Source organism: Rhodococcus koreensis (assembly GCF_900105905.1).
Lineage (GTDB): Bacteria > Actinomycetota > Actinomycetes > Mycobacteriales > Mycobacteriaceae > Rhodococcus_F > Rhodococcus_F koreensis.
This window is the reverse complement of sequence record NZ_FNSV01000005.1, coordinates 6,750,211-6,768,096: the sequence shown is the minus strand read 5'-3', so window position 1 is coordinate 6,768,096 and position 17,886 is coordinate 6,750,211. Positions and strand designations below refer to the sequence as shown.

The 17,886-nt window shown below is 68.9% G+C and carries 13 protein-coding genes; 6 read left to right on the top strand and 7 right to left on the bottom strand.

The window, feature by feature from the left end; translation table 11 throughout:
* Positions 1–133 precede the first annotated feature (133 nt).
* Genes BLV94_RS35305 through BLV94_RS35285 form a run of 5 tightly spaced genes read right to left on the bottom strand, consistent with a single transcriptional unit; the run spans position 134 to position 3,718 of the window.
* Complete coding sequence (locus tag BLV94_RS35305; protein ID WP_072947789.1) at positions 134–1,705, bottom strand: polyamine aminopropyltransferase; 1,572 nt, start codon at positions 1,703–1,705, stop codon at positions 134–136.
* 4 nt (positions 1,706–1,709) lie between these two features.
* Entirely contained in the window at positions 1,710–2,180 is a 471-nt protein-coding gene (locus BLV94_RS35300) for a DUF350 domain-containing protein (protein WP_072947786.1), read from the bottom strand.
* 28 nt (positions 2,181–2,208) lie between these two features.
* Entirely contained in the window at positions 2,209–2,631 is a 423-nt protein-coding gene (locus BLV94_RS35295; RefSeq protein WP_072947783.1) for a DUF4247 domain-containing protein, read from the bottom strand.
* Positions 2,619–3,125: a DUF2617 family protein gene (locus tag BLV94_RS35290; protein ID WP_072947780.1), complete on the bottom strand. Its 507-nt coding sequence runs from the start codon at positions 3,123–3,125 to the stop codon at positions 2,619–2,621. The genes BLV94_RS35295 and BLV94_RS35290 overlap by 13 nt, the downstream gene beginning before the upstream one ends.
* Positions 3,122–3,718, bottom strand: coding sequence for a DUF4178 domain-containing protein (locus BLV94_RS35285; RefSeq protein ID WP_072947777.1), 597 nt, complete (start codon positions 3,716–3,718; stop codon positions 3,122–3,124). The genes BLV94_RS35290 and BLV94_RS35285 overlap by 4 nt, the downstream gene beginning before the upstream one ends.
* A gap of 224 nt (positions 3,719–3,942) precedes the next feature.
* Between BLV94_RS35285 and BLV94_RS35280 the strand changes: the two genes are divergently transcribed.
* The 3 genes from BLV94_RS35280 (at position 3,943) to BLV94_RS35270 (ending at position 12,861) form a co-directional block, all read left to right on the top strand.
* Entirely contained in the window at positions 3,943–4,590 is a 648-nt protein-coding gene (locus BLV94_RS35280; RefSeq protein WP_072947774.1) for an isochorismatase family protein, read from the top strand.
* A 115-nt stretch (positions 4,591–4,705) separates the two neighbouring features.
* Entirely contained in the window at positions 4,706–11,800 is a 7,095-nt protein-coding gene (locus tag BLV94_RS35275; protein WP_072947771.1) for an amino acid adenylation domain-containing protein, read from the top strand.
* Positions 11,797–12,861, top strand: a complete 1,065-nt coding sequence (locus BLV94_RS35270) for an iron-siderophore ABC transporter substrate-binding protein (RefSeq protein WP_072947768.1) — start codon at positions 11,797–11,799, stop codon at positions 12,859–12,861. Before BLV94_RS35275 ends, BLV94_RS35270 begins: the two co-directional genes overlap by 4 nt.
* A 16-nt stretch (positions 12,862–12,877) precedes the next feature.
* Here the strand turns inward: BLV94_RS35270 and entS are convergent, their stop codons facing one another.
* Complete coding sequence (gene entS, locus BLV94_RS35265; RefSeq protein ID WP_072947765.1) at positions 12,878–14,143, bottom strand: enterobactin transporter EntS; 1,266 nt, start codon at positions 14,141–14,143, stop codon at positions 12,878–12,880.
* A gap of 146 nt (positions 14,144–14,289) precedes the next feature.
* On the opposite strand from entS, the gene BLV94_RS35260 reads away from it, so the two are divergent.
* Together BLV94_RS35260 and BLV94_RS35255 are read left to right on the top strand one after the other, a co-directional pair.
* A complete protein-coding gene (locus BLV94_RS35260) occupies positions 14,290–14,538 on the top strand; it encodes a phosphopantetheine-binding protein (RefSeq protein WP_072947763.1) in 249 nt (82 codons plus the stop codon).
* 75 nt (positions 14,539–14,613) lie between these two features.
* Complete coding sequence (locus tag BLV94_RS35255) at positions 14,614–15,954, top strand: YhgE/Pip domain-containing protein (RefSeq protein WP_072947760.1); 1,341 nt, start codon at positions 14,614–14,616, stop codon at positions 15,952–15,954.
* A gap of 1 nt (position 15,955) precedes the next feature.
* On the opposite strand, the gene BLV94_RS35250 is transcribed toward BLV94_RS35255, so the two are convergent.
* The gene (locus BLV94_RS35250) at positions 15,956–16,165 is read right to left on the bottom strand and encodes a hypothetical protein (protein WP_072947758.1); all 210 of its coding nucleotides are present in this window, start codon (positions 16,163–16,165) and stop codon (positions 15,956–15,958) included.
* A 116-nt stretch (positions 16,166–16,281) separates the two neighbouring features.
* Between BLV94_RS35250 and BLV94_RS35245 the strand changes: the two genes are divergently transcribed.
* Entirely contained in the window at positions 16,282–17,823 is a 1,542-nt protein-coding gene (locus BLV94_RS35245; protein ID WP_072947755.1) for a bifunctional 3'-5' exonuclease/DNA polymerase, read from the top strand.
* Positions 17,824–17,886 lie beyond the last annotated feature (63 nt).

The following is a 17,886-nucleotide window of genomic DNA, read 5'->3' as shown; positions in this document are numbered from 1 at the left end:
GGAACCCTATCGCGAGCCGGTGGCAGGCCCAGCGCCCGCCACCTCCGCTTTTAGTATATCTATGAACTAGTTGCGCTGACGCACCCGTGAGTACTTATTAACGTCGGGCGGTTAATAAGTACTCACGGGCGCGTCAGCGCTCATAGCCCTTCCGCATGTCCTCGACGATGCGCGGGCGGTCGAGGGTCGAGGGCTCGAGTTCGCGGCGGGGACGGTCGCGCGGGAAGATCGCGGACGCGGCGAGGGTCGGTTCGTCGAGGAAGTGGAGTTCGGGGACGTCGCGGGGCAGGCGCAGCGCCGGCGGTTCGGGGCCGCGCCGGGCGAGGACGTACCCCCAGTCCCCGAAGCTCGGCACCAGCACGTGGTACGGCGTGACGGCCAGGCCCGCCGACGCGACGGTCGACGTGGTGCGCCAGAACGCGTCGGGCGTCGAGTAGGGACTGCCCGACTGCACGACCATCAGTCCGCCGGGGTTCAGGGCCGCGGCGGCGAGACCGTAGAACTCGGTGGAGTACAGGCGGCCGAGCGCCGGGGTGTCGGGGTCGGGGAGGTCCACGATGACGGCGTCGAATCCCGAGTCGGGTGCGTCCCGCAGCCACCGGAACGCGTCGTCCAGGACCACGTGCACGCGCGGATCCCGCAGAGCACCCTGGTTCAGCCCGGACAGTCGCGTGTTCGCGAGTTCGATGACCGCCGGGTCGAGTTCCACCTGCACGATCTCCTCGACCCCCGGCAGTCGCAGGACCTCTCGGGCTGCGAGGCCGTCGCCCCCGCCGAGGATCAGTACCCGTTTGGGGTCGTCCGCGATCGCGGGGTACACGAGCGATTCGGTGTACCGGTGTTCGTCGACGCTGGAGAACTGGAGGTCGCCGTCGAGGAAGAGCCGCACGTCTCCGCCGCGTTCGGTGACGACGATCTCCTGGTACTGCGACCTTTCCGCGGCGACGACGGGATCGGTGTAGAGGCGTTGCCGGGACGTGGTCTCGATGCCGTCGGCGCGGACCAGCAGCACGGCGATGCACGCGGCGGCGACGAGCAGCGCCACGACGGCGAGGAGCCGGGTGCGCAGGCTCAGCTGCCAGCGCAGCAGGATCAGCGCCACGACCGCGGCGGCGACGAGATTGATGATGCCGGTGATCGCGGCGCCGCGGATCATCCCGGCGACGGGCAGCAGGACGAACGGCCACAGCAGGCCGCCGACCAGGGCGCCCGCGTAGTCGGCGGCGTTGAGGTTTGCCAGCACCTTTCCGGTGCTCTCAGCGCCGGTGTCGCTGCGGCCCGACTGCAGCAGCGTCATCAGCAACGGCACCTCGGCGCCCACGAGCACACCGATCAGCGCGGTGGCGAGCACCAGAATAATTGCGCTGGAACCGAAGAACGTGAACGTCACGTACAGGGTCACCGCGCTGAACCCGCCGACGAGTCCGAGAACGATCTCGACGACCACGAACGACGCGGCCGCGGTGGACAGCAGCGGTTTGGCGGCGAGGGCACCGACCCCGAGTGCGGCCACGAAACCCGCGACGATCAGCGACGTCTGGGTGATCCCGCCGCCGGTCAGGCTGACCGACAGCGTCAGCAGGGCCAGTTCGTAGATCAACCCGCACGCGGCGCACGCGGCCACAGCGGCGAGCAGGAACGCCCTGGACCGTCCACTGAGAGCGCGGGTGGTGGAGGAATTCGGCTCTGCCGCTGTGGTCGTCACGAGATCAGGTGAGTGCGGCGGCGTTCACGAGGCCGATGGCGAAGAGGCTCGCACCGACCGCCCAGGCGGCACCGCACATCTGCGGGTTCCCGACCAGTCCGACCAACTGGCCGGGCAGCAGCACATTCATCAGTCGCAGCGCGATGACCTGCAGCAGTACCCCGAAGAGGCCGTAGACCGCGGAGTCGGCGAGTCCCTGTGCGAATCCGTCGGAACTGGTGAGGATCGCGGTGACCACGACGACGGCGAGGGCAAGGTGGTTCGACGCCAGGAGGATTGCCGCGTTGGGGTTCTTGTCGACGTACACCTGGTGCCGGAGATTGCCGGGGGTGGCGAGGTCGAGCACGGCGAAGCCGACGCCGAGGACGGCGATGCCGATGACGAAGTACGCCAGGGTGCCGAGCATGCCGACGGCGAGCAGTCCGACGTCGACGCTGCCGATTTCCGTTGCTGCCGCGGTGTAGGTGGTATTCACGCGCTTCTCCCGAGTCGAGTGGTCTCTGTCATTTCGCGCTGCCGGATCCGCCGCTGCCGCCGGCGCCGCCCGCCGGTGAGCCGGGGTGGAAACCGGGCCCCAGATAGGCGAACCCGCCGCTTCGGTAGCGTCCGTCGATGTCTTCGACGCGCACGAGGCTGCCGCCGCCCGGCGCGGCGCTGACCGTGACGATGTCGTCGTCGTAGCGCAGGTATTCGCTGCCGCCGTCCGCCTTCCGAGCCGCCGGGGGCTCCTCCGCGACGATCGACGAGACGGTGGTACCCACCGGGTCTTTCGACGTGTACGTCTTCGCGTCGCCCGCGGTGTTCTGCAGGGCGTACGTGTCGGCGATGTAGTCGCGCACCCCGCCGCCGCACGCGGTCGCGGCCAGCACCAGGAGCAGCATCGGGGCGAGCCGCACGCGTGTCCCGAACCTGCTCACGGCAGCCACCTGCTTCGCGTTTTCACGATCACCCCACCCTTGTCTACCGGATACAGATGCCAGGTCTGCCAGGCCCATCCGCCGGAATGCTCACGCGTCGCCGTGAGCGCGGTCAGCGCGGTGTGATCTCCGGGAAACGCCCCGCAGATCCACCCCTCCACCTCGGTGGCCTGCCGCCGCAGCCAGTCGGCGGTCTGCTCGAGGCGGGCGCGGTCGACGATGTCGGTGGTCGAGTCGAATCGGTACCCGCCCGCGCTGTCGGACACCGGGAGCGGTCTGCCGCCTGCCCGGATCGCGTCGCACGACACCTGCTCGGTGATCCGGCTGCCCGCCGCGGACGCCGTCACCGCGTGCGACGCCCCGAGCACGCCGAGGGTCACCCGCTCGTCGCCGTAGGTGATGGTGAGTTCGGCCAGCGGAAGCGGCGTTTCGGCGTTCACGACGAGACCGAGCGCCTCGGCCGTCACATCCCGGGATTCGATGTCGAGGACGTGCAGTGTCACTGCGGCGGACCGGAATGGATCACGGTGAGCTCGCCCCGGGTGACGGCGCGGCCCGTGGAGACCTCCCACGACTGCGTCCGCGCCCAGCGCTCGAAGGACAGCAGGCCGGTCTTGTCAGCGGTCGCGTAGTCGGCGTAGTCGACGATGCCCTGGGGTGCGGTCCCGGTGGTGCCTTCCGCCGTGAACGAGGCGGTGCCGCGCTCGATCTGCCGGTGCACGACGTCGTCGAGGATCACGTCACCGCCCGGTTCGAGGCCCGTGCCCTCGCGGCGCATCCACAGCGTCATGTCGAGGTTGCCCTCGTCGTTCTCGACGGTGAGCCATCGCTGGCCGGTCGACCCGTCGAGGAGGTGTTCGTGCCAGATGTATCCCTCTTCGTCGAGGGTGATGGTCCCGCGCACGACGTGATCGATTCCGGCGTACGTGATGATGTCGCCGACTCCGATCTTGTACGGGTCGTAGACCTCCGGGTAGTCGGCGAGCGGATCGACCCTGGCAGCAGGCGCCGTGTTCTTTCCGGACCGATTCCGCAGGATCAGCACGATGCCCACGATCACGACAACGATCAGCAGCAGTAACAGCAGCTTGGTCAACGATCTCTCCTGGTCGGCGGATCCGGCGCGGGAGGCCAGTGCCCGGCCCCCACCGGTCAGTCACCTTACTGTGCGCCGGACACCCGCACACCTGGCGATTGCAGAAGCCAGGTTGCAAAGGCTAACCTAACCGAATGCGCGAGTGGTGGGGCGGAGCGCTGTCGTTCACCGAGATTCGCGCGGAATACGCCCAGAAATCAACAGAACCGACAGTGAGGAACCATATGGCCATCCCACCCATTTCGACCTACACGATCCCGGAGATCCACGAGGTCCCCGAATCGAAGGTGACCTGGCGCCTCGACCCCCGGCGCTCCGCACTGCTGGTCCACGACATGCAGAACTACTTCATCGACGCGTACGACGTGCGTGCGGAGCCGATGTCGACCGCGATGGCCAACATGGTCCGGATCCGCGAACTCTGCTCGGAAGCCGGGATTCCCGTGATCTACACGATGCAGCCCGGCGACCAGCATCCGTCGCGTCGCGGAATCCTCGCCGACTTCTGGGGCCCGGGACTGACGTCGGGTCGCGACACCGAGGTGGTCGAGCCGCTCGCCCCCCGCGACGGCGACATCCAGGTGACCAAATGGCGGTATTCGGCCTTCCAGCGCACCGACCTCCGGCAGTTGCTCGGCCATCACGGCCGCGACCAGTTGATCGTGACGGGCGTCTACGCGCACATGGGCTGCATGCTGAGTGCCGCCGAGGCGTTCATGGCGGACGTCCAGCCGTTCCTGGTGTGCGACGCGACTGCGGATTTCAGCCGTGACGAGCACCTCATGGCGCTCACGTATGCCGCGAAGCGCTGCGGTTCGGTGACCACCACGGATGCACTGGTAACCGCACTCTCCCCGCTCGAAGTCGGCTGAGCCGCGGCGGTCGGATCACCACAGTTTATGTGGTTAGGCTAACCTGATACGCCGAGCAGCTGAAAGCCCGAAAGCCCCAAGCCCGAAAGCCGAAAGCATCAGGAGCGCCTGTTAGATGTCCCTTTCGATATCGTCGCCGTCCACCCTGCAGACCGGGGCGGACACCGACGTCAGCTTGACCGCCGCCCAGCGCGAACTGTGGGCCGGGCACCAACTGGACCCGACCCGGTCGGCGTTCACGACGGCCGAATACGTGGAGGTCGCGGCCCCTGTCGACCTCGACGCTCTCGCCGCGGCGATACACACGGTGATCGCGGAGGCCGAGGTGCTCTCGACCCGCTTCGTGGCCGAGCCCGACGCCGATTCGGCCGACGTGATCCAGGTGCACGATCGACATCACGCGCCCGAACTCGAGCGCCTCGATCTCGACCGGGCCGCGGCGGTGGAGTGGATGTGCGAGGACGTGCGCCGACCACTCGACTTCGACACCGCTCCCCTCGTGCGCACGGCACTGATCACGGCCGAATCCGGTGCAATCTGGTACCTTCGCGCCCCGCACGCATTGCTGGACGCGTACGGGTATTCACTGCTCACCCGCCGTGCCGCGGCGCTGTACGCGGCCCGGCTCGCGGGCACCGAGCCCCGACCGGCGAAGTTCCCGCCGCTGCGGGAGCATGTCCGGGCGGCACACGAGTTCGACGCCGCGACCCCCGAGGGCGCGCCGCCTGCCGCCTCGCGTCCGGTCGGATTCAGTGACACGGTACGCAGACCCGTGCCCGATCCGCATCGGCACACGATCGCGATCGACCCCGACGTCGCTCAGAGCCTGCGCGCCGCGGCCGCCACGCAGGCGACCACGTGGGCGGAGGCGGTGTACGCAGCCGCCGCCGCGTACCTGGGCTCCCACACCGGCGCCGAGGAGGTGACGCTCCGCATTCCGGTGCTGGCCCGCAACGGAATCGAGCTGGCGTCGCCCGTGACGGCCACGAACATCGTGCCGCTCCGCATTCCCCTCCACGCACGACCGACGTTCGCCGACGTGACCGGCCGGGTGGCCGCGGCACTGTCCGACACCCGGCCGTTCCAGCGCGTCCGGGACGCCGGGAGCCGCGTCACCGGCGGAGCGGTGGTGAACGTCAAACCGTTCGCCGCCAGAATCGCTTTCGGCCCCACCTCCGGGTCGGTGCACCAACTGGCCACCGGTCCGGTGGAGGACGTGGTGATCTCCGCCTCCGGCGCCGGCGACGAACTCACGCTCGAATGGGCCGGAAACCCCGAGGTCTACACGGACGTCGAGATCCGGAACCACGCACACCGCTTCGCGCACTACCTCCGAAGCATCTCCGTGGCAACGGAACCCGTCGCGGTCGTGGACGTCTGCGCCCCGGACGAACTGCACTTGTGGCGGTCGGCGGCCGGACTCGACCGGACCGGCACGGCAGCGGCACTTCCCGACAGCATCGTCTCCGCCGTCCTCGCGCAGGTGCGCACCCACCCGCACCGGGTCGCGGTGAACGATCTGACGTACCGGGAACTCTCGGAGCGCAGCGCCGCCCTGGCGCGCCGGCTGAGGTCGGCCGGTGCCGGACGCGGCACGGTCGTGGCCGTCAGCCTCCCCCGCGGCACCGATCTGATCGTCGCCGTCCTCGCGATTCTCCGCAGCGGCGCGACCTACCTGCCGATCGATCCGTCCTCCCCGGCCGAGCGGGCCCGGTTCATCCTGCGGGACGCGCAGCCGACGCTGGGAATCGGATCCGCCGATCTGCTCGGCGACCTCCCCCGCGTCGAGGAGGGCGCGCCGCAATCCGGCGTCGGAGAACTCGAAAACCCGGTGCGCGCCGACGACATCGCGTACATCATCTATACATCCGGATCCACCGGTGTGCCCAAGGGCGTTCCGATTCCGCACCGCAACGTGATGCGCCTGTTCGAGGTGTCCCGGGAATGGTTCACGTTCACCGAGGACGACTGCTGGCCGCTGCTGCATTCGTATGCGTTCGATTTCTCCGTGTGGGAGATCTGGGGCGCACTGCTGCACGGCGGCCGCCTCGTCACGGTCGACGAGACCACCCTCACGTCACCGGCCGACCTCGCCGCCCTTCTCCTCGACGAGGGTGTCACCGTCCTGAACCAGACGCCGTCCGCGTTCGGGCATCTCGTCGACGCTCTCGTCCGCGCGGACTCGTTCGACCGACTGCGGCTGCGGTACGTCGTGTTCGGCGGTGAGGCCCTCGATCCGGCCGTCCTGCGCGCCTGGTTCACCGCCTCGGGTCCGGGTGCGGAAACGACCCTGATCAACATGTACGGCATCACCGAGACCACCGTCCACGTCACCGCCACGAAGGTCACCGGCGCCGACGTCGTGGACATCGGGGCGCCGCTCGGCGACCTGTGCACCTACGTTCTCGGGCCGGGACTGCGCCCGGTGCCGCCCGGCGTCACCGGCGAAATCTACGTCTCCGGGCCCGGACTGTCCCCCGGCTACCTCGGGCGTCCCGACCTGACGTCGGCGCGGTTCGTCGCCGACCCGTTCGCCTCCAGTGGGACGCGCATGTACCGGACCGGCGATCTCGCCCGGTACGACGCGACCGGTGCCCTCCACTACCACGGCCGGATCGACGACCAGATCCAATTGCGCGGCTACCGTGTCGAACTCGGCGAGATCACCGCCACGATGACCGCGGTTCCCGACGTGCAGGCGGCGGTCGCGACGGTGCACGAGCAGGCCGGCGGCGACCAGCGGATCGTCGGATATGTCGTTCCCCGGCCGGGCAGCACGCCCGACACGGTCGAGGAGGACGTGCGGGCACACCTCGTCCGCACGCTGCCCGGGTACATGACGCCGTCCGCGCTGGTGCTGCTCGACCGGTTGCCGTTGACCCACAACGGCAAGGTCGACAAGGACGCGCTGCCCGCCCCTCGTTGGCTCGGACAGTCCGTCGACACACCGCGGACCGACACCGAAGCCCGGATCCTCCCGCTGTTCACGTCGATCCTCGGCGCCGAGCAGGTCGGCGTCCACGACGACTTCTTCGCGCTCGGCGGAAACTCCCTCCTCGCCGCCGCCCTCGTGTCCGCGATCACCGCGGAACTCGGTGTGCCGCTGCGGGTCGCGACGGTTTTCGAGAACCCGACCGTGGCCGCCGTCGCCGCGCAACTGGAGGACGCCGGCGAGCGGGTGCAGGCCGGCAGGCCGTCCCCGCGGGACCTCCCCGAGGGCACGCCGGTGCCGTTGTCACCCGCGCAGGAACGCCTGTGGTTCCTCGACAGCGCGGCCGGTGGCGGAACGTACCTGCTGGCACTGGCGGTCGATTTCGGGGACGGCCTCGAACCGGATGCGCTGTCCGCGGCGCTCGCGGACGTCGTGACCCGGCATCAGTCGTTGCGGACGGTGTTCCCCCTCGTCGACTCCATGCCCCACCAGGTCGTGCTTCCCGCGGCACACGCGAAGGTCCGGCTCGAACGCGTCGACAACGTCGGCAACATCGAGGGGCACATCGCGGCGATGACGACGGTGGGGCTCGGACTCACCGACCAGCCGCCGCTGCGCGCGGTGCTGTACGAACCGCAGCACACGCTGGTCCTGTTGATGCACCACATCATCGGCGACGAATGGTCGCAGTCGAAGCTGCTGGACGATCTCGCGTTCGCGTACAACGCCCGCCGCGCCGGACGGGCACCGGAGTTCACGCCGCTGCCGCTGCAGTACCCGGACGTCGCCGTGTGGCAGCGCGAACGCATCGGCGCCGGCGACGACGCGACCCCGCTGCTGACCGGCCAGCTCGACTACTGGCGTGAGCAACTCGCCGGGCTGCCGCTCGAACTGGGCTGGCGCACCGACCGCCCGAGACCTGCCCTGCCCACCAATCGCGGCGCGAGCGTGCACCGCACGCTGTCGCCGTCGCTGCACGCGGCCGTCGATGCGCTGGCCGCCGAGCGGCGCGCGAGCTTCTTCATGATCGTCCATGCCGCGGTGGCCGTACTCCTCGAAAGGCTCGGCGCCGGGGAGGACATCGCCCTCGGGGTGCCCGTCGCGGGTCGTAGTCACCCCGACCTCGACGCGATGGTGGGCTGCTTCATCAACACAGTGGTGCTGCGGACCGACGTCTCGGGCGACCCGACGTTCGACCAGTTGCTGGACCGGGTCCGGGCTGTCGACCTCGACGCCGTCGACCACGCCGACGTACCGTTCAACCGCATCGTGGAACTGGTCAATCCCCCACGGTCGTCGGCCCGCCACCCCCTGTTCCAGGTGATGCTCTCGCACTGGAAGCAGGACGCCGCGGCGGAGCAATTCGACGGAACGACCGCGGCCGTGCGGATGCTCGACGCGACGTCCGCGAAATTCGATCTGGCGCTCCGCTTCCAGGAACGTCCGGAGAGCGGCGGCGTCGACGTCACGTTCGAGTACTCCACCGAACTCTTCGACGTCGCAACGGTCGAATCCCTCGCCGACCGACTCGCCGTGGTGATCGAGCGCCTCGTCGCGAATCACGAGCAGCGGATCGGTTTGCTCGACGTCCTGACCCCGCAGGAGCGGGAGCGGGTGCTCGGCGAATGGTCGCACTCGGAGCACTCCATTCCCGCCCGCACGTTCGACGAGTACTTCTCGGAGCAGGTGGCCCGCACCCCCGACGCCGAGGCCCTCGTCGTCGGATCGAGCGTGCGGCCCGCCGTCTCGCTCACCTACCGGCAGCTGGACGAACGCGCGAACCGGATTGCCCACCTGCTGATCTCGCGGGGCGCAGGCCCCGGCGACGTGGTCGCGCTCGCCCTCGACCGATCCGCCGAGCTGATCATCAGTGTCCTCGCCGTGCTGAAGAGCGGTGCCGCATATCTTCCCGTCGACCCCATGTACCCGGCCGACCGGATCGCGCACATGCTCGCCGACGGCGCCCCGATCGCGATTCTCACCTCGTCCGTCGGTGTGCCCGACCGCACGCCGCTGGGCACCGCCGTGCCCGTTCTCGACCTGGACGATCCGGACCTGCAGGCGCTGCTCGACACCCAGCCGGTCGGCACCCCCACGGACGCCGACCGCACCAGGCCGCTGCAACTCGACGACGCCGCGTATCTCATCTACACGTCCGGGTCCACGGGAGTTCCCAAGGGCGTGGTCGTCCCCCACCTCGGCATCGCGGACCTGCTGTCGCTGCAGTCGGACGTGATCGGCATGGACCACACCACGCGTGCGCTGCACTTCTCGTCCATCAGCTTCGACCTCGCGTTCTGGCAGATCATGTGGGGGGTGCTCTCGGGCGGGACGCTGGTGGTCGCGACGGACGCCGACCGCATCCCCGGCGAGCCCCTCGCCCGGGTCATCAACGAATACGACGTGAACTTCGTCGGTGTGCCACCGTCTTTCGCCGCCGCGTTCCCGCCGGAGCATCCCATCCCGGAGGGCGTCGACCTGATGCTCGGCGCCGAGAAGCTCACCCCGCAGCTGATCGAGCGGTACGCACCCGGCCGCCGGCTGTTCAACGCGTACGGACCCACCGAGTGCACGGTCAACGCCACCCTCGCCCTCGTCGAACCGGGACACGAAGGTCCCGTCCCCATCGGCGTCGTCGATCCGGGCAAGCACGCCTACGTCCTGGACCACGCGCTGCGGCCGGTACCCCCGGGCGTGTCCGGCGAGCTGTATCTCGCGGGCGACAGCGTCACCCGCGGATACCGCAACCAGAGCCCCAAGACGGCGGAACGGTTCATCGCCGACCCGTTCGCGGAGCCGGGCAGCCGCATGTACCGGACGTCGGATGTGGTGTGGTGGGGCCGGGACGGTCAGATCTACTTCACCGGCCGGGCCGACTCGCAGGTCAAGGTGCGCGGATTCCGTATCGAACTCAACGAGATCGAGGCCGTGCTGTCCGGTGACCCGGACGTCGAGCACATCGTCGTCGTGGTCCGCGAGGACCGGCCCGGTGATCAGCGGCTGGTCGCGTACGCCACGTCGGTGCCGGGTGGCCGGATCGACCCCGACCAGTTGCACCGCCGCGCCGCCAGCCGGTTGCCGGACTACATGATCCCGGCGGCGTTCATCGCCGTCGACGAGTTCCCCACCCTGCCGAACGGCAAGCTGGACCAGTCTTCGCTCCCCGTTCCGCACCTGTCCCTGCAGGTGTCCGAGCGGGGGCCGCGCACGGCCCGCGAAGAGGTGCTGTGCCAATTGTTCGCGGAGGCCCTCGGCATCGAGCGGGTCGGCATCGACGACAGCTTCTTCGACCTCGGTGGCCACTCGCTGATGGCGGCCGGGTTGATGAGCGCGATCTCGAAGCGGCTGTCCGTCACCGCGACGGTGGCCTCGCTGTTCGCGGCGCCGACCGTGGCCCAGCTGGCGGGCCGTCTCGACGACGATCACGACGCCGACGCACTCGCCGTCCTGCTTCCGTTCCGCACCGAGGGATCCAAGGCGCCGGTGTTCTGCTTCCACCCCGCCGGCGGAATCAGCTGGGGCTATTCAGGCCTGCTGCGGCACATCGACGACGACTACCCGCTGTACGGCGTGCAGGCCTCCAACCTGTCGACGTCCAAGCGGCCGCCGGAAACGCTCGAGGACATGGCCGCCGAATACATCGAGCACATGCGGACCGTGCAGCCGACGGGCCCGTACCACCTCCTCGGATGGTCGCTGGGCGGCGTCGTCGCGCACGCCATCGCGGGCGCACTGCAGGATCAGGGCGAGAAACTCGGCATGCTCGTCATGCTCGACTCCTTCCCGTCGGACGCGTGGGCGTCGATGCCGACGGAGCAGGACGCGCTCGCCGCGCTGCTCTACATGGTCGGCTACGACCCCGAACCGCTCCTCGCCTCCGACACCGAGCCGCACCGCGGCGGTGGACTCGACCGGCAACAGGTGATCGACATCCTGCGCGGCGAGGGCAGTGCCCTCGCCGGGATCAACGAGCACACACCGGCCGCGATGATCGACAACTTCGCGAACGCCGTGCGCCTCGAATCCGAACCCTCACAGATCGTCGTGGACTCCGACATGCTCTTCTTCACCGCGGCCAGGAATCCTGCGACCGCGGCGACGTACGACTTGTGGCGGCCCTACCTGACCGGGACCATCGTCAACCACGACCTCGACTGCGAGCACAAGGACATGACTCAGCCGCGGTGGATCGGCGAAGTCGGTTCCGTCGTGAACGAGGCGCTCGCCTCGTTCGGCTCGCCCATGAACCCCATCAACAAAGAACAGGGAGATCGATGAAAACGTCCGGAAGATACTGGCGTAGAGCCGGAATCGTGATGATGGCGGCAACCGCGCTGTTCGCGGGTGCCTGCAGCGAGTCGACGTCCGACTCGACCGACGCGGCGGGATCCGCCACCGGACAGGCCGACGCGTCGGCCTTTCCCGTGTCGATTCCGTCGGCGCTCGGCACCGCCGAGATCCCGGAGGCACCGGAACGCGTCGTCACGCTCGGCTGGGGCAGCGAGGACGCGGCACTGTCGCTCGGCGTCGTGCCCGTCGCCGTGCAGAACATGAAGTCGGACACCGGAACCGACGACGGCCTGCTGCCGTGGTCGCGTGCGAAGCTCGAAGAGCTCGACCCGAACGCGGAACCCGCGTTGCTGACGGCGTCGAGCAAGGAGATGCCGTACGAGCAGATCGCGGCACTCGACCCCGACGTGATCCTGGCCGTGCACTCCGGTGTGAACCAGGAGCAGTTCGACAAGCTGTCGGCGATCGCCCCCACCGTGGCGTACCCGGAGCGTCGCTGGGCGACCAGCTGGGAAGACCAGATCACCACGGTCGGCAAGGCCCTCGGCCGGTCGGCACAGGCCGAGGCGCTGGTGACGCAGACGCAGGACACCCTGGCGCAGGCGAAGTCGCAGCACCCCGAGTTCGCCGGGAAGACGGTGGCCTTCGGCAGCGGCACCGAGCCGGGGTCGTACAACTTCTACTTCGACACCGATCCTCGCCTGAAGATGCTGGCAAGCCTCGGATTTACGGTCGACCCGCTCGCCCAGAAGTTGCGTGAGAGCAGTGACCAGACCAAGTTCGCCGCTCCGGTCAGCATGGAATTGCTGCCGACGTACAACCCGGATGTGCTGCTCGCCTGGTACCTCTCGCCCGAACTGCAGAACGAGGTCCAGTCGAACCCGCTGTTCGCCGGGGTGAAGGCCGTGCGCGACAACGCCTACGTGGGTCTGACCGATCCGCCGCTGGTGTTCGCGTCGAGCTCGCCGAACGTGCTCAGCGTGCCGTGGCTGCTCGACAAGCTGCTCCCGCAGCTGTCGCAGGCCGCGAACAACGCTCAGGCCAGCTAGTTCCCACCTGAGCGCGTCACTGTGCCGCTGCCGAGAGGTCGTCCTCTTCGGCAGCGGCACTGCTGTAGGTGCGCAATCCCTTCAGGCCCAGCGCGAGAACCGTCAGCACCACGATGCCGCCGGCTCCGTAGAGCAGGAACGCCTCCCGCGGTCCCACCGCCGCGCCGACGGCGCCCGCGACGAGCGCACCGGCAGCCGAGCCCGTGGAGATCTGGGCGCCCCACACGCCGGCGACGCGTCCGCGGTACTCCTCGGGAGTCTCGGTCTGGATGACGGCGTACCGGAGGATGTCGCCGAGCACCCGGCCGAAGCCGTGCGCGGCGAGACCGAGGAACGTGACCGCGATCATCGGGACGGCGCCGACGCCGATCAGTCCGGCCGACGCGATCATGGCCGCGAGGAACACGATCAGGCCCCCGCGACGAGCCGTTCCCGTCCAGCCGCTCGTGAGTGATCCGGTGAGGGCACCGACGGCGGGGGCGCTGTAGAGCAGTCCGGTGGCGGCCGGCCCGGCGTGGAGGACCTGGCTCGCGTAGGCGGGCAGCAGCACGTTCCAGCCGGTCAGCATCATCGCGCAGAAGCCGACCAGCAGCGTCCCGCCGACCACGGAGTCTTTGGCGGCGTAGGTGAAACCGCTGGCGATCGACCGCAGCGGACTCTCGGTGTTCTTGACCGGCGGCGGCAGCGACGGCAGCCTGGCGATGCAGTACGCGGTGATCCCCGAGGACAGTGCGGCGAGAACGTAGTTGGTGCCCACGGACGTCGCCGCGATGATCACACCGCCGATGGCGGGTGACGCGACCGTCCCGAGATCGGCCATCACGGTCATCAGAGCACCTGCGGCGGCCATCTTGTCCTTGGGCAGCAGCGACGGGATCACCGCCATCAGTGCGGTCGCGGAGATGCCGCCTGCGAGGCCCTCGATCACGCCGCACAGGTAGATGATCCACAACTGGGGCGTGGGCAGGAACGCGTTGACCGCGAGAATAGCGAAGGCAACCCCTGCTGTGGCCCGTGCAAGCGAGATGACCGGCCTGCGGTCGTACCGGTCGGCGATCACGCCGCCGAACAGGGTGCCGATGAACACCGAGGAGCCCACGACGATGCTCGCCGCGCCCACTGCCAGTGTGGAATTCGTCATGTCGTACACCTGCAGCGGCACCGCCACCAGCAGCAGGCCCAGACCGAAGATGGAGATCGTGCGGGCGATGAAGATGTATCGGAACTCGCGACTCGTCCGGAGAGGCGTCAAGTCGATTGCGTATCGCGATAATCCAGCCATTGTCTTCCATTCACATTCGGTTGCAACAGCTCTCCGTTTCGCCGTTCGCGCGGAGAGCAACTATGCTTAGGCTTCACTAACCCAGCAACCTACCCCATGTGGTCGGACCGGCTCAACGCGCCGGGGTCCGGCCGACGCACCGGAGGATGACAGTGAGTTCCGCTCCCAGCACAGTTCCGACCCGCGACCGAATCCGCGCCGATGTGGCCGACGTCCTCGACGTCCCGGTCACCGACATCGACGACGACGCGAACCTCCTCGACGAGGGAATGGACTCCGTGCGCGTGATGGCGCTGGTCGAACGGTGGCGCGCGGACGGAGTCCAGGTCGATCTCGTCGACCTCGTCGGTGAGCCGACGCTCGACGCCTGGTTCGAGGTCACTTCGGCGCAGTGAGCGATCCCACCGCCTACTCTTGATCCGGCTGGTCGATCCGGGGAGCGACACGGACACGGGAGGACGCGAGGGGCCATGGCACACGAAACCAGCGATACCGGCAAGATGAGCGTGCTGCGGACACCGCGGTTCTGGATAGCTCCCGTGCTCCTGGTCTCCGTCGTCATGTCCCTGCTCGCCGCGTTGTACATGGGCGGCATGCTCAATCCCCCCGAGCACCTCCACCACTTCCCCATCGCCCTCGTCAATCAGGACGAGGGCGACACGGTGCCCAACTCCGATCCGCCGCAGCAGCAGAACTTCGGCAACCAGATCGCCGCAGGCCTCCTCGACGGCGTCGATCCGAACAAGATCGAACTGCGGCAGATCGGGATCGCGCAGGCCCAGTCCGCACTGGACAACGGGGAGATCTACGGCGCCATCGTCATCCCGAGCGACTTCACGAAACGCACACTCATCCTCGCCCAGGCGAGCGTGATCCCCGGGGACGTCGAACGACCCGTGATCACCATCTACACGAACCCCCGCGCCGGCACGATCAGTGCGAACCTCGTCCAGAACATCGGCGAGATGGCGATGGACAAGGCCAACCAGGCGATGGGCGAGCAACTCACCACCCAGGTGACGCAGCAACTCCAGGCGACGGCCCCCGGCCTCCAGCTGTCGGGGGCCAGCCGGCTGGTGCTCGACGACCCCATCGACGTGCGGGTCGTGGCCCACAACCCGCTACCGGACGGCACCGGTTTCGGCCTGGCGGCGTTCTACTACGCGCTGCTGATCGTCCTGGCGGGATTCACCGGTGCGACCATCGCGAGCACCCTGATCGACGGCATGCTGGGATTCACCCCGACCGAGGTCGGGCCGCTGTACCTGCACAACGAGGCGGTCCCGATCTCCCGTTTCAACACCCTGCTGATCAAGTGGGCGGTGATGGTACTGCTGGCGATGATCGTGTCCGGGCTGTACCTGTGGATCAGCTCCGCCCTCGGGCTGCCGATCACCGATCCGCTCGCGCTGTGGGAGTACGGCGCGTTCGCGATCGCCGCCGTCGGGATCACGGCGATGTCCGTGATGGCCGCGTTCGGGAACCTGGGCCTGCTCATCAACCTGATGGTCTTCGTCGTCCTCGCACTCCCCTCGTCCGGGGGCACGATCCCGCTCGAGGCGGCGCCGCGGCTGTACAGCTGGCTCGGTGAGTTCGAGCCGATGCACCAGATCTACATCGGGGTGCGCGCCATCATGTTCTTCGGCGCCTCGGGCGACGCCGGCCTCATCCACGCCGTGTGGATGACTTTCGCCGGCCTGCTCATCGGCCTCGTCTTCGGCGCCGTCATCACCCGGTTCTACGACCGCAAGGGTCTGCACCGCCGCCACAAGGCACAGACCGAACCCGACGTGGACGCGGCCGGGGCGTGAGTCACGCGGGCGCGGACGACCAGGCCGTACCGAACTGTTCGTACCAGGGATGCGGGGCGGGCACCGCCGCCAGGATCCGCTCGACGAACCGATCGGGGTCGCCGAGTTCGGTGAGTCCGACTCCGCGGCGCTCGTAGTCGGCGAATCTGTCGTGCAGTCCGGCGATCACCTTGTCGGTCACCGTCTGCTCGAACTCTTCGATGGTTGCCATCGGATGCCCCTCCTTCCGGCGAGAAGCGTCTGCGTTCAGTGTAGTGCCGACCTGCGGATTCACCCCCGTCCGGCGGCGGATTATCGCCTGTCGGTGGCGCAGAGCAGACTGGGCCCGTGAGAGTGGTCATGGTTCCCGGCGCCGAGGGTGGCGCGACGACCGTGCGCACCGATCCCGCGGGAGTCCCGGTCGAGTCGCCGCGTCGGCACTCCGACGGCGTGGCCGCGGTCCGCGACATCGAAGCAGCCGAGCACCCCCGCTGGGTCTGGACGAGTACCGCCGCCGTCTATCCGGCGCTGCTCCGGGCCGGGGTGCGGGTGCGGCGCTGCCACGACCTCGCACTCACCCATGCCGTCCTCAGCATGCGCGACGGCGTTCCGGCGCCGCCGGCCGACGAACCCGTCGACGAACGCCCCGGTCTGTTCGACACCGCACCCGCCACGGATCCGGCGCAGGTGGTCACCGATTTCGCGGAACAGCGGAAGACGATCGGTGACGATGCGAAACTCGACCTGCTGGTGGCCGCCGAGTCCGCGGGAGCGCTGGCCGCCGCGGAGATGAGTTTCGACGGGCTGCCGTTCTCCACGGCCGCCCACCGCGCCTTCCTCGAGACGACGCTCGGGCCCCGCCCCGCCGGGTACGACCTGCCGCAGCGCATCCAGGACGTCACCGTCGAGATCGGGGCGGCGTTCGGTCGTCGCATCAACCCGGCGTCCCACGTCGAAGTCGTCGACGCCTTTCGCCGTGAGGGCATCGAACTCGCGTCGACCCGCAAACACCTGCTGCGCGAGGTCGATCACCCCGCCGTCCCGCTCCTCCTGCACCATCGGGATCTGTCCAAGCTGTTCAGCACGAACGGTTGGCAGTGGCTGGAGAGCTGGGTCCGCGACGACCGGTTCCGCCCGGTCTATGTCCCCGGCGGCGTGGTGTCCGGCCGCTGGGCGAGCCGCGGCGGCGGCGCACTGCAGATTCCGAAACCGCTGCGGTCGAGCGTGATCGCCGACCCGGGTCACACGTTCGTCATCGCCGATGCCGGCCAACTCGAACCCCGCATACTGGCCGCCATGTCGGGTGACACCCGCATGGTCGCCGCCGCGGGCGCCGACGACCTGTACGCACCGGTCGCGGCGGAGACGTTCGACGGCGACCGCGGCAAGGCCAAGGTCGCGATCCTCGGTGTGCTGTACGGCGCCACCGCCGGCGAGGCCCGTTCCCTGCTCACCCTGCTGCGCACCCGCTTTCCCGTCGCCGTCGAATACGTGGAGAGGGCGGCCCGCGCCGGTGAACGCGGCGAGATCGTGCACTCGTGGCTCGGCCGCGCCTGCCCGCCGCCGTCACCCGACTTCTGGTCCCACGGCGACGCACGGTCCCGCGGCCGGTTCACCCGAAACTTCGTGGTGCAGGCCACGGCATCCGAGTGGGCGCTGTGCGTGCTCGCCGATCTGCGACGCCGCCTGGCCGACGAACCGGACAGCGAACTGGTCTTCTTCCAGCACGACGAGGTGATGGTGCACACCCGGAATCCGGAGTCCGCGACGCGGCATGTTCTGGGCGCCGTCGACGTAGCCACCCGGTTGCTGTTCGGCGAGACGCGGGTGCGGTTTCCGATGGATGTGGCGGTGCGGGACTGCTACGCCGAAACCTCCGACGAGGCCTGACCCGCGCAAGTTTCCGGTGTCGTGGGTGCGCTCGGCATGGTGTACTGGGACGCACTGCTGGCG